Annotated in this window: 24 protein-coding genes and 1 tRNA gene; 18 read left to right on the top strand and 7 right to left on the bottom strand. The window is 35.2% G+C overall.

The annotated features are described in order from the left end of the window. Positions 1–60: 60 nt before the first annotated feature. The gene (locus AAGU07_RS09770; RefSeq protein WP_342458913.1) at positions 61–798 is read right to left on the bottom strand and encodes a hypothetical protein; all 738 of its coding nucleotides are present in this window, start codon (positions 796–798) and stop codon (positions 61–63) included. A 268-nt stretch (positions 799–1,066) separates the two neighbouring features. On the opposite strand from AAGU07_RS09770, the gene cfbD reads away from it, so the two are divergent. The 3 genes from cfbD (at position 1,067) to hisH (ending at position 3,973) form a co-directional block, all read left to right on the top strand. Beyond that, positions 1,067–2,137 carry a Ni-sirohydrochlorin a,c-diamide reductive cyclase catalytic subunit gene (gene cfbD / locus AAGU07_RS09765; protein WP_342458912.1) on the top strand — a complete coding sequence of 357 codons (1,071 nt, stop codon included), beginning with the start codon at positions 1,067–1,069 and terminating at the stop codon, positions 2,135–2,137. A 140-nt stretch (positions 2,138–2,277) separates the two neighbouring features. Continuing rightward, positions 2,278–3,336: a sugar phosphate nucleotidyltransferase gene (locus AAGU07_RS09760; RefSeq protein ID WP_342458911.1), complete on the top strand. Its 1,059-nt coding sequence runs from the start codon at positions 2,278–2,280 to the stop codon at positions 3,334–3,336. 31 nt (positions 3,337–3,367) lie between these two features. Beyond that, on the top strand, positions 3,368–3,973 hold the full coding sequence (gene hisH, locus AAGU07_RS09755) for an imidazole glycerol phosphate synthase subunit HisH (protein ID WP_342458910.1): 606 nt from the start codon (positions 3,368–3,370) through the stop codon (positions 3,971–3,973). Positions 3,974–4,027: 54 nt separating this feature from the next. Here hisH and AAGU07_RS09750 read toward each other — a convergent pair whose 3' ends face one another. Then, positions 4,028–4,855: a 4Fe-4S binding protein gene (locus AAGU07_RS09750; RefSeq protein WP_342458909.1), complete on the bottom strand. Its 828-nt coding sequence runs from the start codon at positions 4,853–4,855 to the stop codon at positions 4,028–4,030. Between the two features lie 265 nt (positions 4,856–5,120). Here AAGU07_RS09750 and AAGU07_RS09745 point away from each other — a divergent pair, with 265 nt between their 5' ends. The 7 genes from AAGU07_RS09745 (at position 5,121) to AAGU07_RS09715 (ending at position 11,466) form a co-directional block, all read left to right on the top strand. Next, complete coding sequence (locus AAGU07_RS09745) at positions 5,121–6,482, top strand: AIR synthase-related protein (protein ID WP_342458908.1); 1,362 nt, start codon at positions 5,121–5,123, stop codon at positions 6,480–6,482. A gap of 107 nt (positions 6,483–6,589) precedes the next feature. After that, on the top strand, positions 6,590–7,018 hold the full coding sequence (locus AAGU07_RS09740; protein WP_342458907.1) for a hypothetical protein: 429 nt from the start codon (positions 6,590–6,592) through the stop codon (positions 7,016–7,018). Between the two features lie 225 nt (positions 7,019–7,243). Further along, positions 7,244–8,053 (top strand): cysteine peptidase family C39 domain-containing protein, encoded by an 810-nt coding sequence (locus AAGU07_RS09735; protein WP_342458906.1) that lies wholly within the window; start codon positions 7,244–7,246, stop codon positions 8,051–8,053. Beyond that, positions 8,044–8,391, top strand: a complete 348-nt coding sequence (locus AAGU07_RS09730) for a hypothetical protein (protein ID WP_342458905.1) — start codon at positions 8,044–8,046, stop codon at positions 8,389–8,391. The genes AAGU07_RS09735 and AAGU07_RS09730 overlap by 10 nt, the downstream gene beginning before the upstream one ends. Before the next feature lie 110 nt (positions 8,392–8,501). After that, positions 8,502–9,233, top strand: coding sequence for a hypothetical protein (locus AAGU07_RS09725; protein WP_342458904.1), 732 nt, complete (start codon positions 8,502–8,504; stop codon positions 9,231–9,233). Positions 9,234–9,531: 298 nt separating this feature from the next. Next, the gene (locus AAGU07_RS09720) at positions 9,532–10,692 is read left to right on the top strand and encodes a hypothetical protein (RefSeq protein ID WP_342458903.1); all 1,161 of its coding nucleotides are present in this window, start codon (positions 9,532–9,534) and stop codon (positions 10,690–10,692) included. A 153-nt stretch (positions 10,693–10,845) separates the two neighbouring features. Further along, complete coding sequence (locus AAGU07_RS09715) at positions 10,846–11,466, top strand: PAP2 family protein (RefSeq protein WP_342458902.1); 621 nt, start codon at positions 10,846–10,848, stop codon at positions 11,464–11,466. Between the two features lie 127 nt (positions 11,467–11,593). Here the strand turns inward: AAGU07_RS09715 and AAGU07_RS09710 are convergent, their stop codons facing one another. Continuing rightward, positions 11,594–11,995 carry a protease inhibitor I42 family protein gene (locus tag AAGU07_RS09710; protein ID WP_342458901.1) on the bottom strand — a complete coding sequence of 134 codons (402 nt, stop codon included), beginning with the start codon at positions 11,993–11,995 and terminating at the stop codon, positions 11,594–11,596. Positions 11,996–12,326: 331 nt separating this feature from the next. On the opposite strand from AAGU07_RS09710, the gene mtaA reads away from it, so the two are divergent. Further along, positions 12,327–13,397: a methylcobamide:CoM methyltransferase MtaA gene (mtaA, locus tag AAGU07_RS09705; protein WP_342458900.1), complete on the top strand. Its 1,071-nt coding sequence runs from the start codon at positions 12,327–12,329 to the stop codon at positions 13,395–13,397. Between the two features lie 27 nt (positions 13,398–13,424). Here mtaA and AAGU07_RS09700 read toward each other — a convergent pair whose 3' ends face one another. Beyond that, positions 13,425–13,991 (bottom strand): hypothetical protein, encoded by a 567-nt coding sequence (locus AAGU07_RS09700; RefSeq protein ID WP_342458899.1) that lies wholly within the window; start codon positions 13,989–13,991, stop codon positions 13,425–13,427. A 141-nt stretch (positions 13,992–14,132) separates the two neighbouring features. Here AAGU07_RS09700 and mtaB point away from each other — a divergent pair, with 141 nt between their 5' ends. The 3 genes from mtaB to AAGU07_RS09685 all read left to right on the top strand — a co-directional run bounded on the left by mtaB (position 14,133) and on the right by AAGU07_RS09685 (position 18,075). Then, positions 14,133–15,518, top strand: a complete 1,386-nt coding sequence (mtaB, locus tag AAGU07_RS09695; RefSeq protein ID WP_342458898.1) for a methanol--corrinoid protein co-methyltransferase MtaB — start codon at positions 14,133–14,135, stop codon at positions 15,516–15,518. A 9-nt stretch (positions 15,519–15,527) separates the two neighbouring features. Continuing rightward, positions 15,528–16,355 carry a methanol--corrinoid protein MtaC gene (gene mtaC, locus AAGU07_RS09690; RefSeq protein ID WP_342458897.1) on the top strand — a complete coding sequence of 276 codons (828 nt, stop codon included), beginning with the start codon at positions 15,528–15,530 and terminating at the stop codon, positions 16,353–16,355. A gap of 82 nt (positions 16,356–16,437) precedes the next feature. Further along, positions 16,438–18,075 carry a methylamine methyltransferase corrinoid protein reductive activase gene (locus tag AAGU07_RS09685; RefSeq protein ID WP_342458896.1) on the top strand — a complete coding sequence of 546 codons (1,638 nt, stop codon included), beginning with the start codon at positions 16,438–16,440 and terminating at the stop codon, positions 18,073–18,075. Positions 18,076–18,137: 62 nt separating this feature from the next. On the opposite strand, the gene AAGU07_RS09680 is transcribed toward AAGU07_RS09685, so the two are convergent. Further along, positions 18,138–18,929 (bottom strand): 4Fe-4S binding protein, encoded by a 792-nt coding sequence (locus AAGU07_RS09680; RefSeq protein ID WP_342458895.1) that lies wholly within the window; start codon positions 18,927–18,929, stop codon positions 18,138–18,140. 236 nt (positions 18,930–19,165) lie between these two features. Between AAGU07_RS09680 and AAGU07_RS09675 the strand changes: the two genes are divergently transcribed. Next, on the top strand, positions 19,166–19,798 hold the full coding sequence (locus AAGU07_RS09675) for a PAP2 family protein (protein ID WP_342458894.1): 633 nt from the start codon (positions 19,166–19,168) through the stop codon (positions 19,796–19,798). Here AAGU07_RS09675 and AAGU07_RS09670 read toward each other — a convergent pair. Then, positions 19,784–20,560: a 4Fe-4S binding protein gene (locus AAGU07_RS09670; protein WP_342458893.1), complete on the bottom strand. Its 777-nt coding sequence runs from the start codon at positions 20,558–20,560 to the stop codon at positions 19,784–19,786. The genes AAGU07_RS09675 and AAGU07_RS09670 overlap by 15 nt on opposite strands. A gap of 175 nt (positions 20,561–20,735) precedes the next feature. Between AAGU07_RS09670 and AAGU07_RS09665 the strand changes: the two genes are divergently transcribed. The 3 genes from AAGU07_RS09665 (at position 20,736) to AAGU07_RS09655 (ending at position 23,765) form a co-directional block, all read left to right on the top strand. Then, a tRNA-Arg gene (locus AAGU07_RS09665) sits at positions 20,736–20,807 on the top strand. A gap of 315 nt (positions 20,808–21,122) precedes the next feature. Beyond that, a complete protein-coding gene (locus AAGU07_RS09660) occupies positions 21,123–22,370 on the top strand; it encodes a hypothetical protein (protein WP_342458892.1) in 1,248 nt (415 codons plus the stop codon). 414 nt (positions 22,371–22,784) lie between these two features. Then, a complete protein-coding gene (locus tag AAGU07_RS09655; RefSeq protein ID WP_342458891.1) occupies positions 22,785–23,765 on the top strand; it encodes a hypothetical protein in 981 nt (326 codons plus the stop codon). Between the two features lie 52 nt (positions 23,766–23,817). Here the strand turns inward: AAGU07_RS09655 and AAGU07_RS09650 are convergent, their stop codons facing one another. After that, on the bottom strand, positions 23,818–24,354 hold the full coding sequence (locus AAGU07_RS09650; protein WP_342458890.1) for a DUF1697 domain-containing protein: 537 nt from the start codon (positions 24,352–24,354) through the stop codon (positions 23,818–23,820). Positions 24,355–24,423: the final 69 nt, after the last annotated feature.

Raw genomic sequence — 24,423 nt, 5'->3', positions numbered from 1 at the left:
TTGTATCATAGATGTATTTTAAAGTTAAAAAAAGCTTTAGATAAATCCACTTTGAACATGTTAGTTCAGTTTAATACTATCTACCGTCTTAATAAATTCATTTGCATGTTCCAGTGTAGTTCCATATGGTTCATACATATATGTTTCATATACAATTGAAGGTATTTTAGAGTTAATTAAAGGAATTGTTACATATTTAGGACTTTTAGGACCTCTCCCATTTGGAGGTATATAATAAACAAGCCATGGGATATCTTTTATAATCTTAGACGCGATTGATTTAGACTTATCAGACTTTGCTGGCACTGATAAAAACATATTTTCTTTATAACCTGCATCTTTACCCCTATTGGAATGCACATCTATTACCAGTTTAAAATGATTCTTCTTTATATCAGAAACCACATATTTATTGGCCAGCTGCTGACCATTTATTCGCCCATTCTTATAATCATTGGTATTTTCAATAACATCGACACTGTAAATATAATATGAACTATTAAGAGTGTTAGAATGGTTTAAAATAGATTCTACAATAGCTCTATGCGCATTTGCTTCAAGGGGGTGTACCCCAACTATAATCGCGATTTTTCGGTTTGAACTTGGATTTCCATAGGGGCCCATTTTAGTTACCGTTCCTTTACCAGTGCTACCTAAGACTTGAGTTTCTAAAGTTTGAGGAGTTTTAATTTCTATACTCTGCTTATTATCCATAGCATATTGCTGGTTAACTATTACAAAGCATAATAGTGCCGCCATCATAACCAGTGCTAATAATTTAGAGCTTATACTAACCATGCCCCCACAGCATTACATCCATTTAAATTTCAATTCAAGACTTTAATTTATTAAAATATTAATTAAACATATACAATTATTATACAACTCCTCACCTTAAATCTTATATTTACCAGAGTTAATATAGGCTTAAAAGAAAAAATATTGTGTTAAAAATATTAGCCGATTTAATATTTTAACATAAAACTAAACAACATTAAGCTTATTTAAATTGATAAAGCTACTAAAATACATATTCAACGAAATCAGTTACTTTAGAGGTGAAAAATTGCATCCAAGACCAAGTCCAATTGCTGCATCATTATACACATTAAGAGACATGAATGCCGATGTTATTATACTTCACGGCCCTCACGGCTGCTGTTTTAGAACAGGGAGGCTCCTTGAAAATGACGGAGTGAGAGTTGTAACTACTGCAATGTCTGAAAATGACTTTATTTTTGGAGCTTCGGATAAACTGGAAGAAACATTAAAAGAAGTAGAGTCAATGTTTTCTCCAAAACTTGTGGGGATCGTTGGAACCTGTGCAAGTATGATAATCGGAGAAGACTTGAAAGAAGCAATCCAAAGTGCAAATATAAATGCAACAGTAATTGCTGTAGAATCCCATGGTGGATTAAGTGAAGGAGACAATACAGAAGGGGCCATAGCAGTACTGGAAGCTGCAAGTAAAGACGGGATTATACCAGTTGCAGAATGTGAAAGGCAGTCAAAAATGCTTAAATTAGCAACAGAAATCGAAAAAACCCGTGGAATGGCACAGGGAGGCTATATAGCCCCATCTTATGGTGACGAAAAGCAGAAAATAGCAAATATACTCATAGAAAAGCTTAAAAACAATGCAAAAACCGCTATTATCCTCAATGCAAAAAAAGAAACTTCTTACCTTTTTGCTGATATCTTGAAAATTCCATTTGAGAAAATAAACAGCGAAAATAAGCCTATTGTAATTGCAAATCTTGATGAAAATATTGGACTTCCAAGAATAAGACAGCATGCAGCAAATATTAAAGAAGAACTCAAAAATAATGGAGTAAATATCGATATAATAACAGGAGGGCTTGATGAATATCCCATAACTGGTGAAAAAGCTGCGAAAGCCCTAAAGGATAAAAATATCGATTTCGTAATTGTTGCAGGAGTGCCTCATGCAGTACCAATAGAAACCATAGATGCAGATACCCTTGCAATAACAGACGGTCCTAGATTAGTAGAGCCCTTAAAAAAGATAGGATACAAATACGTCGTTACAGAACTTGATGCACACTCCAAAACATTAGGTACTGATAACATAGTACAATCTGACTTCGGTGAAGTTTTAAGGGAGATTTTAAGTTAAGTTTAAAGTTATAACTGACATAATCAAATTGAGAAAATTTAGATAGTCAAAATTAAATTAATTCACTCTTAATAAGTAAAGATAAAGTATTAATATCTTATAAAAACAAAATATTATACTAATAAGTAAATGGTGATAAAATGAGCAAAACAGCAGGTATGATACTTTGCGGGGGCTTTGGTAAAAGATTAAGACCGCTTACAGAGAAAGTTCCAAAGCCATTAGTTGAAATTAAATACGATTATTCAATTTTAGAAGGTCACGATACCTACACAATTCTTGATAAACAGATGTTCGACTTTAAAAACGCTGGTGTGGATCGTGTACTCCTTTTAACTGGATTTTTAAGTGAAAAAATCGAAGAAAGGTATGGTAATGATTTTAACGGGATGAAAATTGAATATGTAATTGAAGATGAACCACTCGGAACTTTAAATGCTATTCGATTAGGTATGGAACACGTAAACGACAAAGAACAATGCGTAATAAGGAATGGAGACGTTGTTGCAGATTTAAATCTCAAGAAAATGATTCATCAAGGCGAAAAATCTGATTATCCTCTTTCCATGTTTATAACTAAAATGGTTTCTCCGTATGGAATAGTTGAAGTTAGTGGAGATAAACTGGTATCATTCAAGGAAAAACCTGTTCTCGATTATTATATCAATGGAGGAATTTATTTCTCAAACGGAGAAATTAATTTCGGGGATTTCGAAATTGGAGACATCGAAAAGACAGTATTCCCAATGATGGCCAACGAAAACCAGCTCGGTTACTACAAAGAAGATGGCCTTTTCTGGATGGCAATTGATACATCCAAAGAACTGGAACAGATCAAGAAAGAATATAAAAACAGGGAAGATAAACCATGGGGCTATGAAAAGGTCCTTATTTACACAGAAAAATACCTGACAAAAGAATTATTCATAAGAGAAGGATATCAAACCTCTTTCCATTACCACTCTGAAAAAGATGAAACTATGTACATAGTAAGCGGTTCTGGTTACATAGAATTTGAAGACAGAAAAGAATACTTTGGAAAGAACGACACAGTAAGAATAGAACCAGGAAAACCTCATTCAATAGTTGCAATGGAAAACACAGTTTTACACGAGGTTTCAACACCACATCTAAACGATACCATACGTGTAAATGACTTCTATGTCAGAGCAGCACAAGATAAATCAATATCCCCTTAAACACTTTTTAAATGATTAAAAATGGGTAAATATGATAGTTATAATTAATTATGGATCCGGAAACCTCAAAAGCATTAAAAATGGATTCACAAAGATAGGTGAAGAAACAGTAATATCCCAGGATATCCATGAAATGGAAAAAGCTGATGCACTGGTCCTACCCGGAGTTGGTGCATTTGGAACAGCTATGGAACACCTTGAAAGCTACAAAGACATAATTCATGAACACATAAATAATGGAAAACCATTTTTAGGGGTTTGTTTGGGACTACAGGTATTATTTACAAAAAGCCAGGAAAATAAAGGAGTAAAAGGTCTCGATATATTTAAAGGCGAAGTGGTGAAAATTCCAGAAGAAGGCCTTAAAATACCACATATGGGATGGAATAACCTGAAAATTGTAAATGAATGTTCAATACTCAATGGAATTGAAAATGATTATATGTACTTTGTCCACTCCTATTACGCAAAGCCAGATGACGAAGATATAATAGCTGCAACTACCAGCTATGGAATTGACTTAACTGCAGCTGTGTGCAGAGATAATGTCTTTGCTACTCAATTTCACCCAGAAAAAAGCGGCGAAGTGGGTTTAAACATTTTAAAGAATTTTGTAAAGAGTATTCCCTCCAAATAATAAAATTTTTTAAATTAAAAAAATTAAAGGATAATAAAACCTTTAATTACATTTTTATTTTGTCTGTATCATTTCACCAGATATAGAAATAGTGTAGTCTTTAAGAGGTATATCCTTTTGAGCTTTCTCTAATGCTCTCCTGACTATAACTTCAATTCCTGAACAGCATGGAACTTCCATATGTACTATTGAAATAGAGTTTATGTCCTGTTTTTGGAAAATTTCAGTCAATTTATCCACATAAATATCTATAGTCTTATCCAGCTTCGGGCAGAGAATTATTAAAACTTTGTCCTTTAAGAATTCCTGATGGAAGTTAGCATATGCAAACGGTGCGCAGTCCGCTGAGATCAAAAGGTCTGCATTTTTAAAATAGGGTGCATTTGGATTTAAAAGCTGTAATTGCACCGGCCAGTTTCTAAGTTCAGGGCTAACCCTTATCTGAGGTTCATTTTCAGTTTCAGGCTTTTGACTCAAATCCACTGCCATTGAACCCGGACAAGCACACTCAAATGATGATCCTTTCTCATAGTCAGGGATATCAATATTCCTTTCTTTTAGAAAATCAACAGCCTGATTAAGAAGGTCTTTCTGGCCGTGATCAGATAGGTGCTTTAAATGGGCCATTATAACACTGGGCCCTCCCCTTATTATATTTTTCATAACTTTATTTTCATCATAAGGCTCAGCTTCTCTCTGTTCAATTTCTATAGCTCCCTGAGGACAGTTTCCAATACATGCCCCTAAACCGTCACAGAATAAATCACTGATCAGTCTTGCTTTTCCTTCAATTACCTGTAAAGCTCCTTCAGGACAGCCAGGAATACATTCGCCACATCCTGTACATTTTTCTTCATTAATCTTAATAACATCTCTTTTCATAATTACCTCACCATCCAGTTAAATTATAAATTCAAATGTTATTCACTTTAAAGCCAGATTAAACCATTTTAAACTATTTTTATCCTAAATAATCATAAGCCCAACATAATCTAGCCAATATACTCCTTAGATTAAATATGATCTTTTTGAATATTATAATTATATATTTAAGTGTAATAGAGTTACAATAAAGATCAATTAAAATATAAAATTAAGTCGATTATAAATCATAAAATTTCATTTAAAACATTCAAGGAGATATCACGTGGACATAGAAGGCTTTGTAAGACAGGCAATAAATCAGAATGATGAAAAATCCGTTGAAAATAGTTTAAGGGACAAAATATTAGAATATAAAAATATAAACCCAGAACAAGCTTCTAAAATGGCATCTGCTGTGATTGAAGAGGTTAAAAACACCTTAACAATTGAATCTCATCCAGATGATTTCCTGAGGGATTTAATAAATTATCCAAAAGCAGACGTTAAAATGGGAGAAATCGGTGTCGGTTCCAGGGGAGAAGGAGATTTCTTCGTTCACAGGAGAATCGCAGATATCGTGTCAAGCACCCATACAAACGCATTTATAACACCTGAAGCCCAGGACGACGGAGGAGTAATCAAAAAAAGTGTTGGATCCAACGATATTTACGTGACAACAGCTGTTGATGGAATACACTCCCGTTTAAGTGAATATCCGTTCTTAGGAGGATTTCACGTTGCCAGGGCATCACTTCGAGACGTGTGCGTTATGGGAGCTGACCCTGTCGCGATACTAAGTGATCTTCACCTTGCAGACGATGGAGATGTTGGAAAACTCTTTGATTTTACTGCAGGAGTCTGTGCAGTTTCAGAACTTGTAAACGTGCCTCTTGTAGCAGGGAGTACTCTCAGAGTCGGTGGAGACATGGTTTTAGGTGATAGACTGGTAAGTGCAGTGGGTGCAGTAGGAGTATCTGAATATCCTCCAACTGCAAGGAAACGTGCCGAAAAAGGAGATGTTATTTTAATGACTGAAGGTTCTGGAGGAGGGACCATAACCACAACTGCAATATACCACGGTATGTTCGACGTGGTGGACGAAACAATGGATGTCAGTTTCATAAAAGCATCTGAAGCCATTTCTAATGCAGGGTTACTTCCAGAAGTCCATGCAATGACCGACGTTACAAACGGAGGTCTTAGAGGAGACGCACATGAAATCGCAAGCACTACTGGAGTTGGGTTAACAGTTTTCGACGATAAGATAAGGGGACTGATAAATCCAAAGGTACTGGAAATGCTTGAAAAGCTGGATATAGACCCACTTGGAGTTTCAGTAGATTCTTTAATGATAATCGCGCCGGAAGATATTGCTGAAGAAGTTAAAAAGGCAGTTTCTGGAGCTAATGTAGATATAGCTGAAATTGGTTATGTCGACGACACTGGAAAAGCTAAACTCATAAGAGACGGCGCTGAAGAAGCATTAACACCTCTGTTTAGAGAAGCAGCTTATACCAAAATTAAAAAGGTGGTTGGAGATACCACCCCTGAAGACTTTGAAATCATGAAAGAAAAGGTCCAAAATGCTGCCTTAGCTGCCATAAAGAAAAAAGATGATGTTGTAAAAGCTGTAAGGGAAAAATGATTTCTTTACAGTTCTCTTATTTTATAATTCAATAATTGGAGAATAGGACCATATAAATAATCCATTGACAGATTAGGACATGTAACTAACTGAAAATGGATGATTTTATGGAAGATAATGGATTCGTGTTTACTCTAGACGCAGTACTTGCTCTAGTAATTGTTTTTATTGCACTAGCTGCAGTGGCCAGTGTAAATGAATCCCCATTATCTTCACAGATTCGCCTCTCCCATAACGCTCAAGATGTCTTAGAAACCATGGCAGCTTACAAAAAAGGGCCTGAAGATCCTTCAGTCCTTCAAAATGTCGCCAATATACTGTATACCCATAATAATGACCAAAGCGGGACCAAAGAAGCGGGACAGGCAGCAGGCGCCTATTTAAACCAGACACTTAACAGCACCAAATACAACCTCACAGAAGCTCAGCTTAATATTACAATTGCAGCCAATGCAGATATGAAAGAAGCGAGAGATGTTGCAGTTGGCGTTAAAAGCTGTGATGGTTATATTTTCAGGCTTTGTGTTTGGGATTGAGCTTTCTTTTTTGAGTTTTTGGTTAGATCAAATAATCATCATTTCTTAATTTAATTCTCTATTTTTTTGAAATTTTTGATTATTTGATTTAATTACTAAATTTTACCAGTATTAAGCCTTCAATATCGCTAAACAATGGTAAAATACTTTTACAAGGGAAAATGTTAATTAATACATACTTTCCATTTTATGTAAGTAACTAATTACATTAATAAGAGGTGAAGTATGAATAATTTAACAAAAATTTTAGTTTTTATAAGCCTATTTACCATGGTAGTTATGTTTACAGGAGCAGTATCTGCTGCCAACTGTACAGGAAGCTCTGTAAACAACATTCAAGCAAGTATAAACGATACACCTAATGATACAATTGTAGTTAACAATACCAATAAATCATTCCATACATCCACAAAAAATTTGAATGATGACATATCTCAGAAAAACACCACTGGAATCATAATGGCAAATACAGATCATAATTGTGGGCCTGCAGCACTTGCTACAGTTGTGCAAAATTACTTTGACATTAACATTACACAAGATCAACTTGCAACTCTTGCTGGAACAGATGGAACTGGAACAACAATGTATGGACTTGCTCAAGCAGCACAAAGTGAAGGTTTATTTGCATATGGAATGAGTTTATCGGTTGATAATCTTCAATCAGGCAATATAGTGTATTTAACCATCGGAGAAGGACAATACAGTGTTATAACAAATATAACCAATAAAACAGTTTATCTTGCAGATCCGAGCATTGGAAACATTAACATGACTATGGCCAATTTTAAAGTAGCCTACAGTGGAGACGCATTAGTTATAACAAATAATTCAAACGATAAACAACTTGCTAGTGGTACAATATTGAGTAATGAAGAAATGCAAAAAATCAAAGGGATGAGATATACTATTGACTGGCCTCGTACGGGTTTGAAAATACTTGGATGTGCCGGTATAGGTGCAGGTATAGCTACCGGTAATCCCTGCCTTATATTTGCTGGTGTTGTTACCGTCTATGAAGCACAATGGGGGTGATCATTATAGATATTGTACATTTAGGCCTATGGTTAATTATTGGCCTTTTATTATGTTGTTTAACATATGGATTATGGACGGCTTACAGGAATAATAAGCCCTGGAATTCCATAGGAAATGTTGCTATGGCAGGTATAATCCTTTTGTCCATAGGATATGATCTCAAAATGGAAATATTTGCTATGCTGGGTCTTGGAGTGTTCCTTGGTTTAGTAGCTATTTTCCTTTCCAACTTATACCACAAAAATTTAAGGATTGATGATGCATTCTTCTTCCTAATAACTGCAGCTCTGCTAATCGCCAACTCATCACAAATCCATCTAATAGTTACATATTGACCTAATTTCAAGCTTATAAAAATCAAAAAACAATTCTCATATTTTTTTAATTTTTTAGAATAATATTTTCCTCTTAAAGTTTACTTATAACAAATAAAGGAAATTTAATCATGGAAAAGAAAAATTTACTAATTTTCGGCTGTTTAATATGCATTATAATCGCTTTATTCAGCATAGGAATAACCATATTTTCCAGTTCCGTCAATGCTAATAATTCAATGTCTCCTAGAAATTTACATGATTTAAATTCATCGGCTAAAAATATAACAGATGGATTGAATTCAGTAAATGAATCTTCAACAAATGAAACTTTTCCAGAGGACTTTTCCAAAGATTACACCACATTTGATAATTCAACTCCCAAAACAACTGCTATATCTATAGCACGCTTATATCAAGGAGTAAGCGGTTTTTATACATCCCATACATTTAATACTTCTTTAACTCCTGATAAAAAGTACTGGATAGTTAAAATGGATGATTCAATGATTGTTACTGTTGATGCAAAAACATTGATGAGCAAACAAAATGGAGATTTAAACCCGCCTGTGAATACATGGCAGTCATTGGATGCACTGAAAGCACAATATATTGCAGATATTCAAAGTACTGGTGACGAAACAGTTGGGGAATCTCATAAAATAACTTTAAATGGTAAAGACATCTGGAAAGTACCAATATATACCTTCATTAGTAGCTGGCAAGGAGGCTACGATGATCAATTAGTTGGATATGTTTATGTTGATCTTACAACAGGAAAAAGTAAAAATTATACAGTGACATTTTTTATGACATTTATTGCTACATTTTTAGTGATAATCCAGGAACAGGCGGCTGGTTAACACTTAAAGAAGTGGATGATAAAAGTGGTCTATGGCCCGCGCCATTTAAAGATGCCCTAAGAGATTTATATCCAGAATAATATTTTAGATCTTATCTACAAAATTTTTATTGTTTTTCATTTACTATTTTTAAATATCAATTTATAACCAAAAATTAAAAAAAATCTATTTTTAAACTATATAAATAAAAAATACTGCCTAATAAATCCCATAAAATAAAAATAACTCATTTAAACCACGACAAATTATAAGTATGCCCAAATTGATAAATAGGTATGATAAAATTTTGGTGAAAAATATGCAAAAAACGGATCTTAATTCAGTTAAAGAAATTATGCTTGATTTTGCAAGTTCAACTGGCCTTGAGCCAGTTAAATCAAATCCTAGACGTTATTTATGGACAGATGCATTTGCAGTCTGTAATTTCCTTGAACTTTTCCGCCAGACGGATGATAAAACTTATTTAAATCTCGCATTCCAGTTAGTTAACCAGGTGCACCATACATTAGGCAAACACCGTGCAGACGATCCACGCCCAGGATGGATCAGCGGCTTTGACGAGGGTGAAGGGGAACTACATCCCACAAAAGGAGGTCTTAGGATTGGAAAGCCGCTGCCCGAACGCAAACATAATGAACGGTTCGATGAGAGCCAGGAATGGGATCAAGATGGACAGTACTACCATTACCTGACAAAGTGGATGCACGCTTTAAACCGAGTTAGTCAAGTTTCTGGAAACCCAAGCTATTTACGATGGGCAATTGAGCTAGCACAAGCTGTTCATGCCAGTTTTACCTATGCCCCATCTTCAAACCACCAAAAAAGGATGCACTGGAAAATGAGCATTGACCTTACCTATCCCCTTGTTTTTGCCATGGGGCAGCACGACCCCCTCGATGGTTTCATAACCTACAGCGAACTGCAGGCCGCAGCTAAGGATTTCGAACAGCTGTATGAATTCAATCTCAGTGCCGAGATAAATGATATGGCCCATATTTGCAGGGGCCAAAGTATGGTTACAAATGATCCTTTAGGCATCGGCGGCCTATTATCAGATGCATCAAGAACCGCGCAATTGATAGTGCACGATTTTTCTTACAACAACCTGCTTAAAACAATTATAAACTCATCATTACCCTGCCTTGGATCTTTTGTGGCAGGTAACTCCCTAGATCTTCCGGGAGGGTACCGCCTTGCTTTCCGCGAACTTGGATTATCAATTGGTTTAAAAGGTGTTGAAAAGTTGCATGGGCTAATCAAAGAGAATCCCGACTTGTTTAATAATTCCATGCAGCAGCGGGTTGAATCTCTCTTAAGATATAAACCCGCTGGGGAAAATATAGATCAATTCTGGATAAATGATGAAAACAGAAAATACAGCAGTTGGACCGATCATAAAGATATCAACATGGTGATGCTAGCTACTAGTCTTGCTCCGGATGAGTTTTTAAGAATTTAACTCTTTGACACATACTTCCTGTATCCATGGCATATCACCTAAATGTGGTAAGTAGAAACAGTTAATAATCTAAAAATTAAATATATCTAAATCTTATTATCACAAAAATTTAAATATGCACTACATTCAATGTTTGTATCATTAGGTAATTCTATGACATGCTATTTTATCAAAGATGACTTTAAAAAACAGTTTGCAGTGTTTATTTCATATGTTGCATATGCCCCCATAATTTCAATTCCTGCATTTGCAATAATAAACTACTATTTTCTGAATTTCCATGATTTTATAGTGATAACAACCATATGTGCCATTTTTACATGCATATTGCCCGTCTTATTTGTACTTAGATGGATTGAAGGTAAACGCATTCATGGTCAGGAAATGGACATGGATATACCTGAAAGGAAGGATAGGAATTATCCCCTTATCATAGTGATTTTATTTTATTTTATAGGGGCTGCAGTTTTATATACCCTAAATGCACCAGTTATGACTACTATTTTAATGTTCAGCTACTTTTTAAACACGCTCATCGTGTTTTTTATAAATCTTTACTGGAAAATCAGCATCCATGCAATGGGAGTTGCAGGACCCACAGTCGTGTTAATTTATACTTTCGGTCCTTTTGGAGCCATATTTGCCGCAATTATTCCAATAGTAATGTGGAGTAGAGTTTATTTGAAAAGGCACACTGTAGGGCAGGTCATAACAGGAGCACTGCTTGGGTTTATACTCACAATTTTACAGATACATTTTTTATTAATTAAATGACGCAAAAAGTACCAAAGTATTTTGCGGCATATAAAAGATTTTGCAGCCACAAAAATCCTTGATAGTTCATTTACCACGTTTCAACAAACTTTAAATTAATACCCCAAACATTTCTATAGCATCTAAACTATATCCATCTAAAAGCGAATATGTTATAAGTTTCTACTTTTATAGGGGGAACAGTTTCCCATGATCTCTGGTATTCAAATCTAATTCGTGAAAATCCTTTTTTAATCGCTTTGAAAGTAAATATCTGGACTCCTCCAGATCCAACGACGTTATTTGAAGTTTTATAAGGTACATATTTTGAATTTACAAGCTTTATATAATTTGGATCGAATTTAGCCGTCCAGGAATAACCAGTAGTAGGGTTACTTTCTAAAATTACCCTAAACTCTTTGTTTACCTTAACTAATCCTGTTTTTATTACAGGATGTGTTGCAGTGTTCTGATTTTGTGCTGCAGATGCTCCTGAAACCAGAAGACTTAATGCTAAGAGAGATATCAGCAATGCTAGATATTTTTTCATTTAAATTACCTCCATTTAGCTGCATATTTTAAAAATATTTCATTGGGCCTGTAAATATTATTAATATATTTGTAATTAGTAATATATAGTTTTAACCATTCATAATATAAAAACAGCTCATTAAATTAGATTTTTAAAACAAATAATAACTTAATCAGCCGAAAAATAAAAATGAAAAATATTAATTTCAAATAAATCATTTTTAATTAGGTGGATATCCTGAATTTTACGTTTGGAATGTTTTAACAGATGTCTTTCCAGCTTTTATGTAGATAAAATTGACACCAAAAATTTAAACAATTTAAATAACATATTAAGTACAGTGAGTTTTATGAATCTAAAAGAAAATGTACTTGCAGTACTTAGAGATGAAGAAACCGACGTTACACCAGTAGTCAGCGTCACACAACTTGGTATAACTGAAGCTATGGAAAAAACAGACGCATTTTGGCCAGAAGCCCACAGTGACGCGGAAAAAATGGCAGCACTCGGAAGTTCTCTCTATGAACTTGCAGGACTGGAATGCGCAAGAATTCCGTTCTGTCTTACAGTTGAAGCTGAAGCCATGGGTTGTAAAGTGGATCTCGGTAACAAAGATAGAACTCCCCAGGTGGTGGAAAGTCCGTTTGAAAGCAGCAGTGATATAAGCATACCTGATGATTTTCTCAGTAAAGGTAGGATTCCAGTTGTACTTGAAGCAATTAAGAAATTAAAGGACAAATATGGAGATACACTTCCAATTATCGTTGGAATTACCGGTCCTTTCACCCTTACAGGACATCTGCTCGGTGTCGAAAAACTTGTAAGATACATGAGAACCAGACAAAATGAAGTTGAGTCAGCTTTAGATGAAGCACTTGACATATCTATTGAATATGCAAATGCTATTGCTGATTCGGGTCCCGATATAATCTGTGTCGCTGATCCAACATCTGCTCCAGAACTTATTGACCCTTTACAGTTTAAAACTATCGTTAAACCAAGATTAGAAGACTTAGCAATACAGATAAACACGAGTAAAGTCCTCCACATATGTGGATCCACAGAACCTATTATAAAAGACATGGCGGCCACAGGCTTTGATGGGCTAAGCATTGAAGAAAAAGTAGATATAACAAGGGCAAAAGAAGCGATTAAAGGTGGAGGAAAAACCATAAGAGTTGGCGGAAGAACTATGAGTATGGGTGGAGGAGATAAAGTCCCAAAAATCATAGGCAACATTTCTTCAAGCGAAACACTCTTTAGAGGTTCACCTGATCAGGTTAAAGAAGAAGTTAAAAAAGTTTTAGAAGCAGGAGTAGATATAATAGCTCCAAGTTGTGGTTTAGCTCCAAACACTCCCCTTGAAAACATCAAAACCATGATCGAAGCACGTAACGAATTTACAGTATCTAATATCTAACTTTAGAAAGATTATTTTTCCTTTTTCTTAGTTTTTCTTATCTTGTATTGAAAATCCAACCAGTATAGTGGCGATGTGGGGATCTTGAGGATATCCATATTTATCTTTGAGGTACGAATCACCCTCAGTTGAAGGGCTGCATGATACTACATCATATATTCCTTCAATATCTTCTAATTCTGGAAAAGGTACTGGTGGTAAAAGAAAGAATTCTTTTTCTTTTTGCATGCCCCTTGTTGATTCATCAGGTTTGAAAATAACGAATTCAGGGCTTAAAAAATATGCGTCTTTTCTATTTTGATATTTTTCCTTTTCTTCTGGAGAAATCAGCTCCTGTCCCAATATTCTGCCTTTATCAGTTACAAGGAGTACCGTAGGTATTGTCGGGCTCCTAAATTCTGTATTCTTGAGCACAGCCAGATGAAAATTTTGTTTCATGCATTCTTCCAGTCCGGTGTTGACCACAGGTATCATATCTCCCTTCCTGCTAGATTCAATTTCAAGCAGAGCTTTTTTATCTTCCTCTGAAAGCTCTTGCACGTCAAGGACTCCTTTTAGCTTTTTTATTATTTTTACTGCATTTTCAACTGCCATTTTTTCCATATCTCCATGATGCATTGGCTACCTAACTAATTCGATAAATTTTAATTTCTTTATCAAATTCCAAAAATATAAACAATTTGAACGTTATATAATTATGATTAATTATTATATGAATAACTAGTGGTGAAAAATGTGAAAAGATTTACTAAAATGGTGTATAAAAAACCTGAAGAAATGGTTTTCGGCCGTGCGAAATTTCCAGTGAGTCAACGTTGGAACATGCAGTTTGGTGCCGGTTACGTAGTACCCGAAGTAAAAGTAGCTCCAGTAGAAGGTTCTGAAGGATCAAAAGAGAAGATGATAGCAGAATGCCGTAATATAGCGCAAAGTGCCTGTGAAAGGGCTGTCGGTATAGGGTTACCTGCGTTCATGTTAGAGCAAGAACACGTTTCCCAGCAGACCAACAATCCAGAATGGGCTGCAGAAACCACACGAGTTCAAGCTGAAATTTTAGAAAAATACTATGATGAATACGGCATCAGAGTATCTCTTAGACAGACACCCGCAGATATAAGAATAGAAGAAAGAGGTCTAGGGCTTAGAGGATCAGATTATGATAACAAAATTGAAGAGTCTATGGAAGCCTGTGCTGCAAATGGGGCTTCTGATCTCTGTATAGAAACTATGGGAGGAAAAGCATTATCCGATTATGGAATTGCTAGAGGAGATATAAGAGCAATACTTTTCGGCATAGGTGTTCTTGGAAGCATAGATATGGAATATATGTGGAAAAGAATCGTAAATATCTGTAAAAAATACGACTGCAGGCCTGGTGGAGACACAGATTGTTCTCAAGCGAATACCGCTATGTTCATTGCAGGAGGGCTGCTGGATAAAGATGTTTCACATACTGTTGCTGCACTTGCAAGGGGAATGGGTGCTGCAAGGAGCCTTGTAGCAGTTGAATGCGGTGCTGTTGGTCCGTTAAAAGACTGCGGATATGAAAACCCAATCATAAAAGCGATAAGCGGAGTTCCAATAGCAATGGAAGGTAAAAATGCAGTCTGTGCACACTCTGATTTAATGGGTAACCTGGTTTGTGGAGTTACAGACGTGTGGAGCAATGAATCTGTTTACCACAGACAGGAGATGGGAGGAACAACTCCAGAAGTATGGTTACAGGCTACAGGGTATGAAGCATCTCTCATGAACACAGCTCTCCAAACCGGGCAGGAAGAAGTTTTAAGAGATCTATACACCCTCACAGATAAATACAGAGACCCTCAGGCACTGGTACTTGCATACGATAATGCCCACAGGATAGGTGAAGCCATAGTTAAATATGGTAAGGATACTTACCTGAGGTCAAGGGCAGCTGCCATTGAAGCAGGGAAAATAATAAATGAAGCGGTTGATGCAAATAAAATGTATCTTACCAGATTTGAAAGAGATTCACTCGATAATGCACTTAAAATCCTTGAAGATTTACCTGCCGACAGGGATCAATTTATTGATGAATGTATAAGAGCATATTCAAGGAAAGTACCTGACTTTAATCCTAAAAATTATGACCTCTGAGGTGTTAAGATGAGTTATATGGAAGAATTAGAATCAAAACTGGATCAAGACTTTATAGCAGTTAGATATAATGTAGAACTGGAAGGACCAGCTATAACACCTGAAAATGACCCTGACGTGCAGGCCATTTTGCCTAAAGATGAACCTTACAGATCAATTGCAAGGGCTGTGCTCCGTGGAGATACAGAAGAAGCAGTTAGTAAAGTTAAGGAAGGGCTAAAAAGCGGCGAATCGCCAATGGATGTAATTAACAACGGTTTAATGAAAGGAATGGATGCGGTTAACGAACTTTATACCAAAGGCTTTTATTTCCTCCCCGACCTAATGCTTTCTGGAGATTCCATGATGGAAGGTTTAAAAGAAAGTGAAGAAGCTCTGGGCCATAAAAGTGAAACTAAAGGAACTGTAGTTTCTTTTGTTGCTGAAGGAGATCCCCACGATATAGGTAAAAATTTAGTAGTAATGTTTTTAAGGGCTAATGGATATAATGCGGTAGATCTAGGTAGAGATGTACCTACTGAAGAGATTGTAAAAGCTGTGAAAGAATACAAACCAATATTTATGACTGGAACCGCTCTGATGACAACTACCATGACTGCTTTCCCTAAAGTGGTTGAAAAACTGGAGAAAGAAGGTCTTGAAGTTCCGGCCATCGGATGCGGTGGAGGTTCTGTAAGAAAGGACTTTGTAGAATCTTTCCCTATGAGTGTATATGGTGTTGAAGCATATCATGCCCCAAAACTTGCCGATAGTATATTAAAAGACAAGAAAACATGGAAGGATATCAGAAAAGAGTACTCACAGATAGTAGGAGAATTCGTCCCCGAATACGACTAAAAAAATACTTAAATTTTTATTTTTCTTTTTAAAATATTTAAAACTAATTTTTAAGGGATTTAAACATTTGAGGTACTATCAAATGAAAACCAGATATGGAATAGCATTGGATATTGGAACCAGCGGTATTAGAGCACAAGCTCTAAATATTGAAGATGGAAAAGTAATTTCTACTGCAATTACCCTCAGGCATCCCCTACCTGGAGCCAATGTTGTAGACCATCTTCACTTTGCCATTAAGGTCGGCAGGGATACTGCCCATGAGATCCTCATTGATACAGTAAACAAAGTGCTAAACAGCTTAAATATAGATCTTGAGAATGTAGAGAGGTTAGCAGTATGCGGTAACCCTATACAACTCTCTTTGTTCCATAATATAGAAATTAGAGATTTAGCTTACTGGGGCCCCCATGCACTTGAAAGATTACATGTAACTCCCCCTTCAAGAGACGCCATTACTGTAAATGGGGCTGAAATAGGTCTTAAGATCAATCAAGAAGCTGAAATATATATTCCTCCGGCCATAAAACATGAAATTGGGGCAGATGCCCTTGCAATGCTTTTTAAGTCTCAAGTTTTAGAAAAAAAAGGGATTTATCTGGTATCAGACTTTGGAACAAATGCTGAAATAGCCTTAGTTATAGATGGTGAAGTTTATTCTTGTTCTGCCGCTGCAGGCCCGGCAGTAGAAGGGCAGATGATAGAAAAAGGAAGATTAGCTTCTCCAGGAACTATATGCGATCTGGAACTCACTGATTATGGGTGGAAAACCCGTATTCTAGATGATGATCTTATAGCCCAGGATGGAAATACAGTTGATCCTTCAGGTGGAACTGTTATTTTAAGTGAGGAAAGTGGCGTGAAACCAATAGGCATAACTGGAACAGGAGTAATCGCTGCTTACAGTCTTGGACTGAGCACAGGTATTATAAAACTGCCTAAAATAAAGAGCAGTGATGGTAAAATCAACCTGCATGAGGACATATACCTTACAGAAAGGGATATTGAAAACATTGGTAAAGCTTTAGGGGCATTTAGAGCTGCCCATTTAACCTTAGCAGAAGAATCAGGAGTATTCCTTGATGAAATTGATGAAACATACATGGCAGGAGCTTCAGGATTTTACGTAGACCCACATAAATCCCTGAACGTTGGACAAATTCCTCCTTCCTCCCGTGAAATCTATCAGATGGGAAATACCTCATTAGCAATGGCAAAAGATCTAGTCCTAGATCCTGGACTCCTTGAAAAGCTGCAGAAAATAGCAGATGGAATGCGCAGCAAACACATAACACTTGCCACATCCCCAACTTTCGAAAAAATATACTCTCTAGAACTGGCAATGTGTGAGCAAGGAATGCCTTTCTGGATGTACAATGATTGGTTGACCAAATACGGTTTTCAAAAAATCCCGCCAAAGGTTTCCAACCCTGTGATACATAGAATTTTTGAAAGGGACATACCTGAACTGGGTGAAGAAGGCCTGAAAATAACTAAAATAGGCGGTTTACTAAAGGCAGAATTTGAAGGGTGCACCAGCTGCATGACATGTGCCCAAAACTGCCCTGAAGATGCACTGACCATCGAAAATGGAGTAGTTACAATAAGAACAGACCTCTGCTCAGGTATGGCATGCTTAAGGTGTGAACTAGGCTGTCCTCAAAAGGTATTTAAGTATGAGGAACTGCTTACTCCAGAAAAGAAACCTGAAACATCATAGTGAATAACCAAATGTCGGAGATTAATGGATTTATAAAAAAATTTGCATGTTATTTACTACAATCATTTGATTAATTCTAATTCAATTCTTGGCACCAGCTGAATTGCCTCTACAGGGCAAAAATTCCTGCATACGCCGCATCCATAGCAACTATTGTTAATATTTGCTTTTTTTTCATTTATTGTAACTGCTTTAAACTGGCATGCCCTTTGACAATTCCCGCACCCATTACAGATTTCATTATTTACCACCGCAACTTCATGACCCGCTCTTATGACATTTAAATCTTTGTAACGCTGATTTAAATGCATTAAAACGCAGTCTCTACTATTACAGTTGCAGATAACACCTATATACGGCGTCTTAAACGTCCATATTGTATGAATCGTACCCTGTTCATCGAGGCCCTTAAGGAACTCTGCAGCATCTTCAGCTCCTATATCCTGTACCGGTGAAAATTCAGGAATATTATCCACAATTTCTGCTGTAAATCCAAAAAGTATGCATTTTTTCACATCCTTACCAAAAAGATATTTGCTGCAGGGACAGTCAACAAGGCTAACCCTCCCCGGAATACCACATATGGAAACTGCATCTTCAAGGGAAACTACATGGCCTGAATGGTCACTCGTAAAAAATGCATTGAACTTCATCAATGCATATTTTTTAACAAGCGGTATTTTGAGTGCAACATCCGCTATACGCACCTGTCTCCCATACATTTTTCTATAGTCTTTAAAAACACTTTTTATAAATAATTTTCTTTCTTGTGATTGCGCCAGTTTATCAGCATAGTTTTGAGCAGCCAGATACCATTTTTTACCAGCCCCATGCTGCATGCAGAATTCACACATAAATTTCACCATAAAATAATAATATAATTATATAAATTATATAATACAATATAAATAAAATTAAATGAAATTTCATTTAATTAGCAGTTAAAAGCATATACAACATATGTTACATACCTATAAATATATAAAAATCTTAAAAATACACTATTAATACTTAATACTGCTAATTAAAGACCGTAAATTTAATATATATAATATTTAAAATAATTAACATCAATTATGAAAGGTAAATGATGAAATCAATTGCTTCTAATTTTAAATTCAAACATGGGTTCGCTCAGGTAGTTTCAAACATTGTACAACCTGTAATAGTAACCATACCAGTTTTCGTTATTATAAATTATTTTGCAGCCGGTGGAAATAATTTTTTAATATCAACATTTATCTGCCTGCTTTTTGGGACTTTTTTACCATTGATCGCAGCTTTAATGTGGATAAAAAGTAAAAATTTAGATTTAGACGTAAGTGACAAGGATGAACGTACATTTCCCCTACTTTTCGGGGCATTATCTTATATTATTGGAATAATCATGCTTTTCATTGCAGGAGCCCCTGCTGTAGCTGCAATACTGATGCTGTGCTACCTCACAAATATAATACTTACCATATTTGTAACCTTTTTCTGGAAAATCAGCGTACATTCTATGGGAATTGCAGGACCCGCAGCAGCCATAACTTGCATATTTGGATATCCCGGACTTTTGTTTGGATTCCCCCTCATTATGGTCATGTGGAGCCGTGTCTATCTTAACCAGCACACACCGGCCCAGGTTATTGTTGGAGCAGTTACCAGTTTTACCGTTACATGGATGCAATTCAGATTATGTATGACCTATATCCCATATCTAAGTTTAAGGATACCTTGAAACTAGATTAATTACTTCTACACGGCAAAAACTTCTGCAAACCCCGCATCCCTGACAGTTAGAGTTAATTTCCGCTTTTCCATCTACAATTGCCACAGCATCAAACTGACAAATAATCTGACAGTTTCCACAACCAGTACACATCTCTTTATCTATTACAGCTGTTTCATGACCTCTGTGCACGATTTCAGCAAATTGATACTTATTTTTCAGATGAAATAACAAACATCCTCTCTGGTTGCAGTTACATATAGCCCCAATATAAGGGGACATAAAAGTCCATACAGTGTGAATTTTGGCTTCTTTTTCGGTCGCTTTCAGTAATTCAACTGCATCTTCAAAGCCCATATCATAAATATTAGAAAATTCAGGTAAACTTTCCACAATGTCTGCAGTAGTCCCAAAAAGTATGCATTTCTTTTCTTCTTTACCTGAAAGGTATTTCTGGCAGGGACAATCTACAACACTGACTCTCCCAGGGATACTGCATATAGAAATTGCATCTTCTAAAGAAACAACCTGTCCTGCATGCTTCTGGCTAAAATAATTATTAATCTTTTTTTCTGCATATTCCTTCACAAACGGTACTTTCCTTGCTATATCAGTCATGCGAACATTTTTTCTGTAATTTCGTTCGTAGGATTTAAAAAAATCATGGATGAACTTTTTTCTTTCTTCTGAATCTGCCAGCTCATCAGCATAATTCTTAGCGGTTAGATACCATTTTTTGCCCGCACCATGTTGAACACAGAATTCACACATAATCATTCACCAGTATAACTGAGATAAATGTATAATATAAATTTATTGAGTTATAATACAGTGGACCAGTAGATTAGTTAATCTCTCCAAAATTAATTAAAAATTTAAATATTAAAAAAATTAAAGATGTAAAAAGAGCGTTTTTTATTAGATAATTTTTAAATCATTAAAAGTTGCCCTGATAGTGTAGCGGATATCACGTAGGATTGCGGATCCTATTACCCGGGTTCAAGTCCCGGTCAGGGCATGCTTATTTTAATATTCTTTTTTAAATCAACATCTAATCTCACTTTTATTTAATAAAATATACTTAACTAATATTATTATGCACTTTTATTCAAATAATACTGCTTTATATAATAGCACATGCATAATATTAATGATACAATATCTAAAACAAATTATTAATGATTTTAACAAGATATAATATTCAATTATGCTTAACATGCGGTTAAAATCAATTTTACATCTATAAATTTAATATTACACCATTATAACCCCTATACTCTTAATTTCACATGTAAATGATTCGCATACATTAAAACTAACTTGACGTGGAAATATGGCTTTAAGAACTAATAAATCTATAAAAGGAGAACTGGAGAATTTAGGGATCGGTTTTGATTTTGAAAGCGTGCGAAACCTTATATCAGATATGCAGTATCTTGTAGATAACGGAATTTATGGCAATTTCTTTAACGTTTTTAAAAACTGGGAAGATCCTGTTAATGTTTCGGCAGGTATGCAGAATGAATTGCAGTCCATTAGCCCATTATTAACTCAGGCAGTATCTAATGGGTTGACTCCCGAAAAAAGCAATATTTTTTCAAGTTACGTGGACTATTATTCATTTTATCATCTTTACAGGTTCATGGAATGGGTTTACTCCATGAATTTAGGGAGAGGGCTGCAGGAAGAAGACGTTAAAGCTATTTTTTCCAGTAATATTATAGAAAAGATTATTTTAGGACAGGAAAATTTTGAGCATGTTTCTCCATCAACGTTGAATGATAGTTTCTTCCAGGATATTAAAGAAGTTATATGGACAGATAAACATACCGAGAAGTTTTTCGATAAATTACACGATTTATTGATTTCAAAAAGCTTTAATCAAATGGAAGACAGAGAAATTGCATTTAAACGCGAACTTAAAAGAATAGCCAAATTTCTTACAGTATGTTGTACAGTGGGTAAAGGAAGAAGATATATAACTACAATAGAAGTTATATCCTCTTATAAACTTCTTTTTAAGATTATAAAAATGGACATTCGCCATTTAGTTAATACAAAAGAATATAAAGGATTATTAATCTGTCCTGTATGCAACGGCTACTACTACCTTCAAGAAGATGAAATTCCCGACGATTTCATTCAGTGCAGCTGTGGTGGTAATCTTGTATACAGCATGTCTTTGGAGAACGTGAAACATTATGTAGGCTCTTTTAAAGAAATGGTGATGGATGAGAAGGGATTAATTGCAGGAGCCATAACTTCACTGATGTTTGGCCTCATATTTAATAATGTCATTTTAATAGCACTGCTCATAGGGATTGTGACTATTATAATGGCTAAAAACTACACAGACGGATTTAAATATGGATTTTTAACAGGTAATATCTCTGGAGCGCTTTTCTTTATGGCCGTTTTCATATCTTCGATTATACTGTCCGGAGTTAAATTTAACCAAATTCCTTCAATTGGAGGAAGTACAATATTCATATTTATTATGGTGGTGGGAGTTTTCGCTATTTACTGCAGAAGAATCTGGACTTTCATGTGCCAACGGTCCAAAAAAAGCGCCGCAGATTAAAAATAATTTTTAAAGGTTTAAATTGTAAAAATAATCAATTTAAAGCGCGGAATTCTGAATAATGCCCAACATATATTTTAAATTTAATTTACGCCAGCCAATTTTAATTTATATAAAAAATTTATTTGCGCTCTAATTTCTGATATATAAAAATATTCTTTTTCACCTTTATTCAAATAATACTTATTTATATAATGATCTGGCCAAATTTTGTACTAACAATATATTAGACTAACAGTGGCTTTTAATAACAAATTTTTATGGTTATTAATGACTTTAGAGCAGGCCCTACACCTTTAACTTCACGTCACATATTCAATAAAGATTATAAATATTGATTAGACTGTCATTATTTTTTTGAATTTTCTTGTTAAAAGCCACATAATTGCCAAAAATATTATTTCGGTGAAAAATATGGCTCTAGTGTATAATAAAGGTTATGTTAGATCAATAAGAGGAGAACTAGAAGATTTAGGTACCGGTTTTGACTTTGAAAGTGTGAGAAATGTCATTCTGGACCTAGGATATCTGAAAAATAAAGGTATCTATGAAGAATTTTTTGATATTTATAAAAACTGGGAAGATCCCATCAGTGTTTTAACCAGTGCATATAACGGGTTACTATCCACCAGTTCATTACTACAGCGAGCTATGTCAAATAATTTAACCCCTGAAAAGAGCAATATTTTTTCAGGTTCTGTTGATTATTTTTCACTTCATCAGTTTTACCGGTTCCTGGAAAGGGTTTACTCCATGAACTTAGGAAGACAGCTGCAGGAAGAAGATGTTAAAGCCATTTTCTCCAGCAATATTCTTGAAAAAATCATTTTAGGACTGGAAAACTTTGACAGGGTAAACTCCCCAAATAACTTTGACGATAGTTTTTTCCATGATATCAAAGAAGTCAAATGGACAGACAAACATACTGAACGATTTTTTGATAAACTGCACGATCTACTGATTTCAAAAAGCTTTAATGAGATTGGAAGTATTGAAATCACATTTAAACGTGAACTTAAAAGAATAGCTAAATTTCTTGCTGTGTGCAGCACTGTTAACAAAAATAGGACATATATAACAACTATAGATGTTATAAATGCATATAAAACTATTTTTAAGATTATTAAAACTGATATCAGCCCTATGGTCAATAAAAAAGAATATAAAGGTTTTTTGATCTGTTCAAAGTGCAACGGCTACTACAGCCTCGAAGATGATGAAATTCCTGATGATTTCACCCACTGCAGATGCGGCGGCACCATTACATATTTCCCTTCCCTAGAAGATGCAGCATATTATGGAAAAACCTTTAAAATAAAGACTATTAACAAGAAGTTGATTGCGGGGACCTTAACTTCACTTGCAGTCACCATAATATTGATAAATCTTTATTAAAAATATTTCAACAAACTGTTCAGTCTTTATAGTAACTGATTAACTTTAGATTTTAACTGGATAATTCAATCAGCTTATTTGCTGTTTTCCAATTTCTCGTTGTCGCTGTAGTATTTAACTTCTTCTCAAACATATCATTCTTTAATTTTGTCCTTGCATACCCATTAGGGCAGTATAGGTACACTTCCCTGCCAATAATTTCAAATTTTTCATTTTCAGCCGTATTTACATCTAAATCTAAAGCCGCTTTCTGATCCGGAATATCAGATAAAAATGTCACATGCAGTTTATCAAGCTCAATATCAGGCTCTTTAATAAATGGATTGCCTTTAACAATGTTTTCCAGTTCATCCTTTGTCCGAATAATTACATCTACAGAAAAAGAGAATGTCTGACTTATTTTTCTTTCAATGCTTAGGACAATTTCCGTGATATCACCAGAATCATGCTCAAAAATAACATTACCGCTTTGAAGATATGTTTTTACATTTTTAAAACCGAGCGATTCCAAGGTTTTTACTAAATCAGCCATTTTTATTCTTTTACTGCGGCCTATGTTGATTCCGCGAAGTAAAGCTATGTATTTCATGAACAGATTTCCTTTTTTTGATATTCAAGTTACATACTGATAAATTCACCAAAATACCTTCAGTATCCA

It is taken from the genome of Methanobacterium sp., assembly GCF_038562635.1.
Classification (GTDB): Archaea; Methanobacteriota; Methanobacteria; order Methanobacteriales; family Methanobacteriaceae; genus Methanobacterium_D.
Note: the sequence above shows the minus strand (reverse complement) of the source record. Positions and strands in the feature narration are given on the sequence as shown.